An 11673-nucleotide genomic window follows, 5' to 3' on the forward strand; every position below is an offset into this window, starting at 1 on the left:
GGGCGGCGACCGCGCTGCGGGGGGGCCGGGGCCGGCCCCGGGCCCACGACCCCCCGGCCCCCGCGCCCCCCCGGCGGGGGTCACCGGGAGGTACCACCGTGGCGGGACGGGCGCCCTGGCTGCCGCTCGTTCGCCGGGACCGCTCGCCCGCCGGCCTCTCGGCCGCGTGGCGCCGACCAGCGAGAAACCACGCGGCCGGGGCCGCTCAGCCGGCGCGCAGGGAGGAGCGGCCGGCGCGCCAGGCGTCGAGGATCGCCGCCGAGCACCGGCCCTCGACGGCCATGACGGCGCGCGCGCCGAACAGGATGTCGTCGGTGAGTGTCGGCTCGGCGCGGGCCAGTCCCCCGGCGAGCGCCTCCGCCGCCACGGCCTGGTGGTGGGCGTCGGCGACGACGTGCACCTCGAAGAAGTGGCGGGCGCCCGGCGGCAGTCCATGGCGGCGCAACGCCGCGGCGTACGCGCTCATCGGCTCCACCGAGGTCATCTCGAAGACGGCGAGGTGGCCGACGAGCGCCCCGCGCATCCGGCGGCGCAGGCCGAGAAACGTCGGCAGGTTGACCGTCGCGAGCGTCGTGGCGGGCACCCGGTCGAGGTAGCGGCCATAGCCGGGGTCCAGGCCGAGCGCCAGCATGGTCACGCCGAACAGGTTCTGGTGCGCGTCGGGTGCCCGGCCGTTGCCGTACTCGTCCATCTGGATCTCCATCAGGGCGGCCTTGACCGCGCCCGACAGCCGGGGGATCGCCCAGGAGTGCGGGTCCGCCTCCTTGAGCTGCAGCAGCGACCGGTGGATGGCGAACTCGCGGAACTGCTCCAGCGAGCCCTCCTCGGCCAGGTAGCCCGACAGCGACGGCCCCGTCGAGCAGCCGATGATCTCCCGCAGCGCGGCGGGGACGCCGGCCGGGTCGACACCGGCACCCGCGGCGGCACCCGGGCCATCGCCCACGTCGTCGGCCAGCCGCCGCAGCCGCGCCTCCAGGTCCTCCTCCAGCTCGGCCCGCAGCGCGAGCAGCGACGGCTCCCACTCCCAGTCCTCGTCGACGCCGGCGAATCCCCGGTAGTGCAGCTCGTACAGGCAGTACAGCGCGAGCGCCCCGTCCTCGCCGAACAGCGCGTCGTCGTCCGCGGCGGGCCACCCGGCCAGCACCTGCCTCGGGCCGGCCAGCCGGCACAGCAGGTACTCGCTCAGGGTGCCCCTGGCCGCCGGCGGCGCGCTCGGCGCCAGCTCCGGCGGGCCGAGCACCGTCCCGTACCGGCCTCTTCGCGTCCTCGCCGGATCGACAACCGGCGGCGCGGGAGCCGTCGACAGCTCAGTCGTCATGGGTGTGGATGCCGTCGTGGTCATGGACCTTCGCGCGCATGCGCCGGGACGTGCCCAGTCGGCGCCGGCCCAACCGCGCGCCGACCGTCGCTTTCGGGAGCTGCCGCGGCCACCGCTTCCTTCACCACGCGCTCATTGGTCACACGGCGGACAGGATTGATGACAGATAGTTTGCCACCGGTTTCCGGACGGTTAACGGGTGGCGGGTCACGTGGCGGGTATCTCGCCCGTCGACGCCGCGACAGGCGGCACGCGGCGGACGGGCGATACCCGATCGCCCAGCGTCACAAGCACGGTCAGGAGCCATGCATGCCGTTCTTTGATCCGGTCGAGTCGGGGTTCTACGCCTCCTGCCTGGAGAACCTGCTGGCCGATACCAGGCTCGGCCCGGTCCTCGCGGACGGCGTCGTGGAGCTGGGAGCGGGCACCGGCATCCCGATGATCGAGGCGCTGCGGCGGCAGGAGTCGGCGGTGCCGGTGCGCGGCTTCGAGCTGGACGAGCGCTCCAGCCGGGTGGCCGCGCGCATCGTCGAGAAGTCGGGCCTGGCGAACTACCGGATCGTCCACGGGGACTTCTTCGCCGGCGCCCGCGAGGGGCTCGAGCGCTGCGCGGTCGGCAACCCGCCCTACCTGCCGGCCCGCGGCCACTCGCCGGAGCTGTGGGGCGGCGACACGGGCGCGGAGATCTCCCGACGGGTGCTGTCCGCCGGCTTCGAGACGGTCCTGCTGCTCGTCTCCTCGATCTCCGACCCGGTCGGCCTGCTCGACCATGCCCAGGCGGCGGGCTACCGGGTCGCCGACTGGATGGCGAGGCCGATCGTCTTCGGCGCCTACACCCGCGACCGCCAGGTGAGCGGCCGCGTCGGCGAGCTGGCCCGCCGCGGGCACGCGTTCTTCACCCACGACCGTTATGTGATCGCCGGCGTGACCTGGGTCGCCGACCCCGCGGTCCCCGACGGCTCCGAGGCCCTGCTGCGAGTCCTGACAGCCGGCCGGGCCATGGCGATCGGCGGGCCGGGTCCCGACGAGGACGAGCTCGGCTCGCCGGCCACGGGCCACGCGGCGCGCACGACGCGCGAGGTGGTCGGCGTCGGGTCCGCCAGGCCAGGCGGCGCCCTCCCTGCCGCGGCGCCGCTGGTCCGGTAGTCCACCGTTGGCCGGGTGATCCGCCAGGCAGCCCGGCGACCGCGGGTGGGCCGAGCGGCACCCGGGCGGGGCGTCCTGGCCCGGCCTGCCCGACCATCGGTCCGCCCGGGCCACGGGGTGCTCATGGCCCGGTGAGGGACGTCAGGTTCGCCCGGACGGCCGCGCAGTACGGATGATCGGGACCGAGCGCCGACTCGAGGATGGCGAGCGCCCGCCGGAGCGGCGCCACCGCCTCGTCCCGACGGCCGAGGTCGCACAGCGCCACCGCCTGGTTGTTCAGGTCCGTGGCGAGGGCGGGATGGTCGGGCCCGTAGGCGGCCTCCCGGATGACCAGGGCGCGCCGGTACTGCAGCAGTGCCTCGTCCGCCTGGCCCAGGTCACGCAACGCCGCCGCCCGGTTGGTCAGGATGGCCGCGACGCTCGGGTGCTCGGCCCCGTGAACGGCCTCGGCGATCGCCACGGCGCGCTGGTACAGGGGCAGCGCCGCGCTCGCCCGGCCCAGGTCGTGCAGCGCCAGCGCCTGGTTGGTCAGGGCCGTGGCGACATGGGGATGGCCGGTCCCGAGAGTGGCCTCGATGATCTCCGACACCTGCCGGAGGAGGGCGAGCGCCTCGTCGGCGCGGCCCAGGTCACGCAGCGCCAGCGCCTGGTTGTTGAGGTCCCGGGCGACGTCGGGATGCTCGGGTCCGTAGGTGGACCTGTCGATGTCCAGTGCCCGCTGGTAGATCGACAGTGCCTCGTCGACGCGGCCCAGGTCGCGCAGCACCTCCGCCTGGTTGGTCAGGGCCGTGGCGACGGCGGGGTGGTCGGGCCCGTGGACGGCTTCGCCGATCGCCAACGTCCGCGCCAGCAGGGGCAGCGCGCTGCCGGGCTCGCCCAGGTCGCGCAGCGCCAGGGCCTCGTTGTTGAGGTTGCGGGCCACCGACGGGTGGTCGGGGCCGTGGACGGACTCGTTGATGGCCCGTGCCCGTTGGTACAGGGGCAGCGCCTCCCCGGCACGGCCGAGGTCGCGCAGCGCCGCCGCCTGGTTGTTGACGTCCCGGGCGACGTCAGGATGCTCGGGCCCATGGGCGGCCTCGGTGATGGCCAGCGCCCGCTGGAACAGCGCCAACGCCTCGCCGGGCCGGCCCAGCGCGCACAGCGCCAGGCCCAGGGTGCTCAGGACCGCGGCCACGTCGGGGTGGTCGGGTCCGTGCCCGGCCTCGGTGATGGCCAGCGCCCGCTGAAGCAGCGGCACCGCCTCGCCGGGCCGGCCAAGAGCATGCAGTGCCTGCGCCTGGTCGTTGAGATCGCGGGCGACGGTGCGATGGTCGCCCCCATGCGTGGCCTCGTCGATGGCCAGGGCCCGCCGGTACAGGGCGAGGGCGTCGCCGGGCTGACCCTGTTCCCGCAGGTAGGTCGCGGCACGGTCGTACAGCCAGGCCAGGCCCGTCGCCGCGGCGGTCGACGTCTCGGGCGGCGCGTCGCCAGGCTGGTCGGCGTGCGCGAGGACGGCGCGGACGTGCGGCAGCAGGTCGCGCCAGCGCGGCCAGTCGTCCGGGGCCCCGACGATGCCGGCGGGCAGGTCCTGGCCGAGCAGGCTGACCAGGGCGGCCGCGAGCTCGGCTCGGCGGGTGTGGCCGAGGCGGTGGCGGGTGGCGGCCTGGACCAGTCGATGGGTCCAGATCGTGGCGTCGGCGCGGTGGACGAGGCTGTAGCTGACCAGCGCGCCGAGGGTGCGGGCCCAGGCGAGCGGGTCGGCGGCCGCGTGGGCGAGGGTGCCGGTGCCGAGCAGGTCGGGATGGCCGGCGAGGAGGTCGAGCGGGAGCGGTTCGGCGGCGCACAGGGCGAGCAGCTCGAGCAGTTCGACGGCGGCCGGTGTCTTCTCGGTGAGCCGCTCCACGGACAGGTCCCAGAGGGTAGCGACCGTGATCTCTGCGTCGCGGTCGGCGACGAAGCCCAGCTCTATGACCTCGTCGAGCCGGTTCTCGACCAGGTCGGCGAAGGTGTCTAGCGGCGTGCCGGTCTGTTCGCAGAAGGCGGCGGCCTGTTCCACCGCGAGCGCCAGGTCCCCGAGCAGGCCGGCGACCCTGTCCGCCGCCAGGTCGGTACCACGAACGTGGGCGGTGAGCAGGGCGACCGACTCGGCGCGGGCGAGCGTCGGGACCTCGATACCGGCGCCCACCGTGTGCCAGCCGGTCCGCCGGGACGTGACCAGCAGCCGGCCGTGCCGGTCCGTCGGGCGGAACGGGGCGACCGTGGCGACGTTCTGCGCGTTGTCGAACACGAGCAGCCAGTTCCGCCGGCGCCTGCGCAGCTCGGCGAGGACCACCGGCGGTTTCTCGCCGGCTGGCAGGCCGAGTTGCTCGCCGAGTTCGGCCAGGTGGCCGGGCACGAGCTCGGCCTGCTCCGCGGGCACCCACCAGACGACGTCGTAGTGCTCGCTGTTCCGGTAGACGTACTCGACGGCGAGCGCCGTCTTGCCGACGCCGCCCATGCCGAAGAGGGCCACCGCCGGTACCGGACCGGTGCCGAAGTTGGCGCCGGTGCCGGTGCCGAGCCTGGCGGCGAGCTCGGCGAGCTGGTCGTCGCGGCCGACGAACCGGGCCGGCCTCGGTGGCGGGTTCCACACCGCGGGCCCGGGGCCGGGGATCTCCGCCTCGGCGCTCGCGGGCTCGGCCGGGTCCGCGGCGCCTTCGGCGAACATCGAACTTTGCGGATAACGGCCGCGCAGCACGGCGAGCAGCCGTTCGCGGCCGCCGATCGCGATACCGTGCCCGAGCTGGTCGGAGACAGCGGTCCAGAACGTGCGGGGAACGAACGGACTCCACGGCAGGTCACCCGACGGGATCCGAGCCTCGTCGAGCAACTGGTGCACGGTGAACACGTCCAGGAAGAGCCCGGCCAGTTCGGTGATCTGTCGCCGGGTCAGCCCCGCTCCCACCCGCCACCCCCAAAGCCGAGGTCACGCAGAGGACCTGAGCGGTCACGCCGCCGTACATCATCGCATCGGCAGCGCCCGGCCGGGCGCGGCGGGGGGCGGCGGGGGTGTTTCCGGGACGGGCCGGACGGTCGACGCCGGTACGTCCAGGTGGTCAACGGCGATCGGGCCGCGAGCCAGGCGACGCGCAATCCCGCGACGAGGGCGGTCGCCGTGGTCCGCGGGCCGGTCGCGGGTGGTGGGGCGGGCGGGACCGCTCCGGACGGGGTGCCCGTCGCGTCCGTCGTCGCCCGCCCCACCTGGTGAGGTCGTCGTCAGGTCGTCATCGCCGTGCCGCTGGGGGCCCTGGGCTGCCCGGCGATGATCCCGACGGTCGTGCGCGGGTGGGTTACAGGCCGAGCGCGTCCTTGATCAGGTCGAAGACGAAGCCGCGCGTGAACATGGTGTAGGTCGGGGTCAGCTCCACGTAGGACTGCCCAGTGACGGGCTGGCCGTTGATGGTGCCCGTGACGGTGGACGCGCCCTCCCAGTAGGAGCCGGTGTCCTCGTTCGCGATCAGCGGGATGTAGAGCTCCTGGTCGGCGAGCTTGGGAGTGATGGTCAGCGTGCCGCCGGGCACGGTGACCCGCCATTTCTGGCCGTACACGTGTCCGGTGTGCGGGCTGGTCCAGGAACCCAGCGTGGTCTCGGTGACCAGGGCCGGGTCGAGGTTCGTGGTCGAGCCGTCGGCCTTGACCAGGGTGCCGACCGTCTCGACGATCTCCTCGTTCTCGTCCTTGATGAAGTACAGCATGTACTGGGTGTTGTTCGACAGCTGGATGGCGAACCAATCCCAGCCGCCGGTGCCGGGTTCGAAGTCGCCCCACTGGTGGTCCTGCCAACCGATGCCGGTCACGTTCACCAGCAGGCCGTGGTCGAACAGCGTGCCCTTGACCTTGAGGTTCGTCTGGGAATAGTAGGCCGACTCGCCGAACGGGCCGTAGGGGATGATGCCCGCGTTCCCGTGCTTGGCGGTCGGGGTCGACTGGCTCAGCGTGAGGTTGATCGACGAGTAGCTGAGGTCCGCGAACCCGGCGAACAGGTGGTTGACGCCGTTCTTGCCGTCCATGTGCAGCGGGCCGACGGTGTTGTTGAAGCCCCCGCCCGCGGGCACGACGTCCGGCTGGAGCGAGATCGTGGACATGTTCTGCTTGAAGGTGCCGCGGGTGATGTCGCTGATCGCGAGATGCCCGTTGTAGGCCGCCGCGAGCGGCTCGCTGTCGAGCGCGTCCAGGCGGATGTGGGTCACCTCGAACCCGTACTCGTGGCGCCCGCCGAAGATGTCGGTGCCCTGCAGGTGCCCGGTGAAGTACCACCACTCCATCGCGGCGCCCCGGTGCGCCGCCTCGTCGGCCGGCAGCGACACCGGCGTCAGGGTGAACGCCGACGCGCCCGGCGAGGTCAGGACCAGCAGGAGCGGCGCGCACAACGCGCCCAGGAGCACCGCCAGTCGTCTGCGTCCTCGCCGTCTGGTGGGTAACTGCCGTCTGGTGGGTAACTGCGGACCTGTCATCTTCGTGCCTCCTGGAAGGATGGTGAAACGAGGGCCGAAAGGCGTGGGGTCGGCTCTCGGCCCGCGGACCGGCCACCAGCGGGGATCTCGGAGGGCGCCAAACGCCCGGGCCTCCGGAGTCCGTCTCCGGCCGGTTCCCTCCGCGCCGCCGCCCTTGGCCGCGCGGAAGCCTGACGTGTCGCGAGAGGCCTGCCTCGCCCCCTCGCGCCTGTCCGTGAGCATTCGGAGTTACGGCATGACGGCGTTACGGCCTGGCCCGGGCGGAGGGACGAAGCCCGGCGGCCTGAGGGTGCCCCGCGACCGAAACCGTCACGGTCGCACTGCCCGTCCCAGCCCTGATACGAGAACCGCGTTCTCGGGGTGGACGGGCCCGCGTGGCGAACGCCCCAAGTGGAGGGTTCGTCCTTCGCCGTGTGGAAGAATAAGTGAGGGTAGCCTCATGTTTCAAGTCCATCGTTCTCAAGTCCATCGTTTTCACGCCCGTCGTCACGCCGACTGGAGGCCGTAGATGCCGCGCGACGTCGGGGTGCGCGTGCAGGCCCGGCAGGCACGCAGCGTCGCCACCTTCGAGCGGATCCTCGAGGCCGCCGGCGAGCTGTTCGACGAGGTCGGCGTCGACGCCACGACCATGGAGGCGATCGCCGACCGGGCCGGCGTGTCGATCGGCTCCGTCTACCGGTTCTTCGCGAACAAGAACGCGCTGAAGGAGACCCTCACCGCCCGGTGGGTCGACCGGATCCGCGGCTCCGTCGAGCCCGCGCTCCTGGCCGGGCCCGCCGCGGCGGCCGGAGCCGGCCCGGACCAGCCGGACCGGCCGGACGGGCCGGACGGCGTTGAGGCCGACGGCGAGGCCGACACCACAGCCGGCAGCGACGCCGACACCGCTGCCGGCATCGACGAGTCGGTCGACCAGTTCGTCGCCGTGCTGCGGCAGGTCCTCGACGAGCTGCCGGGTGCCAGGGGCCTGCTCGCGACCACGCTGCGCGAGCCTCCCGGCGAGACCCGGCAGTGGATCGCCTACCTCGAGCGCTACATCGCCCGGCACGCGCCGGACCTGCCACCGGCGCGGCAGGCCGTCGCCGCCCGCGCCTACCTGACGATCACGTCCGCGCTCATCCTCGCCGCGGTCGACGCCGGACCGGAGCTGGGTGCGCACCTCGACGAGGTACGCACGGTTCTCGCCGGCTACACCCGCGAGCTCGCCCGGGCCTCGGAGCTCGCCCGCGCGGCCCGGGACGACGCGACGGGCTGACGCCCGGGCCGGCGCTCGGGGGCCGGCGGCGGGTGGACCGCGACCCAGTGGCCGGCGATCGCCGGGTTGCGTTCGCCCGCGTCAGGCGAGCTCGTCCGACTCCCCCGGCCGGCCCAGGTCGACCAGCTCCTCCACGTCGTAGGCCCGGTACGAGGCGAAGATCGCGTCGCGGTCCTCCAGGAACAGCGAACGGGTGATCGCGTCGGCGAGCCGCCGCCCCCCGGCGCCGAGGCCCGAGTTCATGTTGCCGTTGAGGCCCATCGAGACGCGGGCGCCGTAGGTGAAGTCGTGGACACGCTCGACCCACGGCGCGCTGCCCGGCTCCCGTTCGGTGAACTCGAAACCGGGGCCCAGGTAGGGGTAGCCCAGCAGCGTGTCGTCCTCCCATTCGGCCGGCGGCTTGTAGCGGTCGGCCCAGGTGGCGACGACCGCGCCCAGGCCACGCAGCTCGGGGCGCGCCCCGAAGTCGACGTTCGGCCCGGTGCCGCTGATGAGCGCGTCGAAGCGGAACTCGCCGGCGCCGGAGGAGACGACGATCTCGTCGCCGTCCGTCCGCACCGAGTTCCAGGGCGCCGACGTGTGCCAGGCGAACGTGTCCCACCTGGTGCAGCGGTACCAGGTCGGCTGCGGCGGCGGCTGGTTCGTCCGCTGGAACTGCACGGTGAACTTCCACCTGTCCTCGTCCGGCAGGTCGGGAAAGTGCGCGCCGAACGCGTAGAACTCCATCCACCGGAACAGGTTGACCCGGGGCACCCTGGCGCGCCGGTAGAACAGGTCGACACTCGCCGCGCCGGCCTCCAGCGCCGAGCCCGCGTAGTCGAACGCCGAGGCGCCGCCGCCCAGCACGCCCACGCGCTGCCCGGCGAAGCGGGCGAAGTCCACGGGCGCCCCGGTGTGGACGTAGCGCTCGGCCGGCACGTTGTCCCGGATGACGGCGGGCACCGACCACTCGCCGTTGCCCGCGAGCCCGGTGGCGAGAACGACGCGGCGCGCGAGGAACACCCCGCCCGTCGTGGCCACCTCGACCAGCGGCCCCTGCCCGTCGGGCCCGGGCACCGGGTGGATCCCGGTGGCCCTCGTCTCGTTGCGCACGTCGGCGCCGGTGACCGAGCGATACCAGCGCAGGTAGGCCTGCCAGTGCTCCCGCGGGATGCGGCCGAGCGCCTCCCAGGCGTCGTCGCCGAAGGCGGCCCGGTACCAGGCCTCGGGGGTCAGCGAGGGCACGCCCTGGTCGGGGCCGGTGACACCCTTGGGCGTGCGCAGAGTGATCATGCGGGCGTAGGTGGTCCACGGGCCTTCGGCGCCGGCCGGCATCTCGTCGAGGACCACCGTGTTGGGCACGCCGCGGCGGCGCAGCGCGAACGTGACGGTGAGCCCGGCCTGGCCGCCGCCGACGATGACGACGTCGTGGACCGGCTTTCCGTCGTGGACCCGCGGCGCCAGCCACTCGGGCCGAGGAAAGGCGGTGAGGTCGAGGTCGCGGCGCAGCCGGGCCTCGAGCTCGGCCAGGCGCTCGGTCATCGTTGCCTCCTGCGGTTGGTCGTCCGTCTCCCGAACGTCATCCTTGCTGTCCGACAATCGTGTCGAGTGGGCGGCCGCGGCGAGGAGATCCTGGTCACGGCCCTCGAATCCGATCAGTGAGACGCCCTGGGGCAGCCCGTCGGCCTCCAGCCAGGGCGCGCTCAGGGCGGGCCGGACGGCCGTCGGACCGGGTCCGGAACGGATTCGAGACGTCTGCACGGGCTGTCACCCTCGGTCGGCCATGAGAAGGTCATGTAATGCCCATGGGGACCATTCGCGGACAGCGCGGTAACCCGCGCCGCGTCGTGGGCACGCCCACGGCCGGCAGGCCCCCCGCCGCCCCGGCGTCGGCGGCGTCGATGGGCGTGGCGACGTCCGCGGTGTCGGTGGCGTCGAGGACGTTGGCGGCGTCGGTCGTGCTGGTCGCGGCTGTCGTCCTGGCGGGATGCGACCCGCGGACGGACCCCGGGACGCCGACGACCACGGCGCCGGCCAGCGACGGCCCGTCGGCGCGGCCGGCCGTCGCGGTGGCGCCCGACCTCGACGGGGCCACCGCCGCGAACGCGGTCAACGACGCGGGCGACATGGTGATCTCCCGGGCGGGACCCGCCGGGATGGAGTTCTACTACCTGGCCCCCGGCACCCGGCCGGTTCCGCTGACGCATGAGGGCGCGCCGATCGAGCCGCGTCTGCTGAACAACGCCGGCCAGGTCGTCGGGCTGGTCACGGACCCCGCCGGGCACGAACCCCCGCGCCTGGTGCGCTGGCAGGACGGGCACAGCACAGTACTGCCGGTCCACGGCGACGAGGTCATCCCCGAGGACCTCAACGACCGCGGCCAGGTCACCGCGATCGCCATCACCCGCCGAAGCGACGCTCCCGGATCCGACCCCGCGACGACGGCGCGGGCCTACCTGACCGACGAAACCACGGCCGTCGATCTGGGCGTCGCCCCGGACACCAACGAGCACAACCTCTACCTGAACGAGGCCGGGCAGGTCGCCGGACGGGCGTTCGTCGAGTCGGGCGGGACCGCGCACGGCTTCCTCTGGGACGACGGCGAGCTGACAACCTTCGACACCGGCGCCACGACACATCCGGTCATCACGGGGATCAACGACGCCGGCCAGGTGGTCGGACTCGTCCTCGACGACCAGGACCTCCCGTCCGGAGCCCAGCCCATCTTCCGCCCCGCCTTCCGCTGGACGTCCGGCGACCTGACCATGCTCGACACGCGCGGCGCCGGCGCGGGGCCGGTCCGGATCAACCGGTCCGGCCAGGTCGCCGGCGTGGTCGCGGATCCGTCTGGCGCCACCCGGGACGTCACGCTGTGGTCGGCGGAGCCGGACGCGACACCGACCCGGCTCGGCATCCCCAGCCCCGACTACGTGGTCGGTATCAACGACGGCGGCGACGTGCTCGTGGCCGGAACCGTTGGGCCAACCGCCTCGCCGGGCGGCTATCTCTGGCACGACGGCCGGCTCGTCACACTCGGAACGCTCGGCGGCCTCGCGGCCGACCCGAAGGGCCTGTCCGCCGGCGGGCTGGTGGTCGGCCAGTCGACCTCCGCCGACAACATCTGGCGCGCCGCCAGCTGGCCAGCCCCGTGACCCGCTAGCCGCCCAAGACCCTGGGCGAGTGCCCGCCAGGCCGCGGGCCGCCCGGTACGTCCCGCGTCGGGTCATGCCGTCTGGCGGTGAGAAGCAGCGGATTCGCGGCCACGGGGGATGACCGGATACACCGGGTCGGCGTAGGCCGCGGTGGAGGCGGCGGCAGCGGGCTCGTGTTGGACGAGGTGCCTGAGCGCAGAGGGAAATGGCGGCGGGCTCGTCGTCCCGCGCGGAGAGGGGATACCCCTCTCCGGGGACGACGAGCCCGTCGTCAATGTGTAGCTTCGGCGGCGACCTACTCTCCCACCCGGCCTCCCGGGCAGTACCATCGGCGCTGGAGAACTTAGCTTCCGG

Annotated in this window: 7 protein-coding genes and 1 rRNA gene; 3 read left to right on the plus strand and 5 right to left on the minus strand. The window is 73.6% G+C overall.

Annotated features, from left to right (window positions below):
• Nucleotides 1-205 precede the first annotated feature (205 nt).
• Nucleotides 206-1318, minus strand: a complete 1113-nt coding sequence (locus tag I6A81_RS01850; protein ID WP_203002706.1) for an iron-containing redox enzyme family protein — start codon at nt 1316-1318, stop codon at nt 206-208.
• Nucleotides 1319-1627: 309 nt separating this feature from the next.
• On the opposite strand from I6A81_RS01850, the gene I6A81_RS01855 reads away from it, so the two are divergent.
• On the plus strand, nt 1628-2464 hold the full coding sequence (locus I6A81_RS01855) for a class I SAM-dependent methyltransferase (protein WP_238428969.1): 837 nt from the start codon (nt 1628-1630) through the stop codon (nt 2462-2464).
• Nucleotides 2465-2585: 121 nt separating this feature from the next.
• Here I6A81_RS01855 and fxsT read toward each other — a convergent pair whose 3' ends face one another.
• Nucleotides 2586-5387 carry an FxSxx-COOH system tetratricopeptide repeat protein gene (gene fxsT / locus I6A81_RS01860; protein WP_203002707.1) on the minus strand — a complete coding sequence of 934 codons (2802 nt, stop codon included), beginning with the start codon at nt 5385-5387 and terminating at the stop codon, nt 2586-2588.
• Between the two features lie 385 nt (nt 5388-5772).
• Nucleotides 5773-6936, minus strand: a complete 1164-nt coding sequence (locus tag I6A81_RS01865; RefSeq protein ID WP_203002708.1) for a lipocalin family protein — start codon at nt 6934-6936, stop codon at nt 5773-5775.
• 508 nt (nt 6937-7444) lie between these two features.
• On the opposite strand from I6A81_RS01865, the gene I6A81_RS01870 reads away from it, so the two are divergent.
• The gene (locus I6A81_RS01870; protein WP_203002709.1) at nt 7445-8188 is read left to right on the plus strand and encodes a TetR/AcrR family transcriptional regulator; all 744 of its coding nucleotides are present in this window, start codon (nt 7445-7447) and stop codon (nt 8186-8188) included.
• A gap of 81 nt (nt 8189-8269) precedes the next feature.
• On the opposite strand, the gene I6A81_RS01875 is transcribed toward I6A81_RS01870, so the two are convergent.
• Entirely contained in the window at nt 8270-9928 is a 1659-nt protein-coding gene (locus I6A81_RS01875; RefSeq protein ID WP_203002710.1) for an NAD(P)-binding domain-containing protein, read from the minus strand.
• A 44-nt stretch (nt 9929-9972) separates the two neighbouring features.
• On the opposite strand from I6A81_RS01875, the gene I6A81_RS01880 reads away from it, so the two are divergent.
• Nucleotides 9973-11319, plus strand: a complete 1347-nt coding sequence (locus tag I6A81_RS01880) for a hypothetical protein (RefSeq protein ID WP_203002711.1) — start codon at nt 9973-9975, stop codon at nt 11317-11319.
• A gap of 282 nt (nt 11320-11601) precedes the next feature.
• Here the strand turns inward: I6A81_RS01880 and rrf are convergent.
• Nucleotides 11602-11673, minus strand: a 5S ribosomal RNA gene (rrf, locus tag I6A81_RS46485); the annotation flags it as partial.

It is taken from the genome of Frankia nepalensis (assembly GCF_016786325.1).
In the GTDB taxonomy this organism is placed as follows: domain Bacteria; phylum Actinomycetota; class Actinomycetes; order Frankiales; family Frankiaceae; genus Pseudofrankia; species Pseudofrankia nepalensis.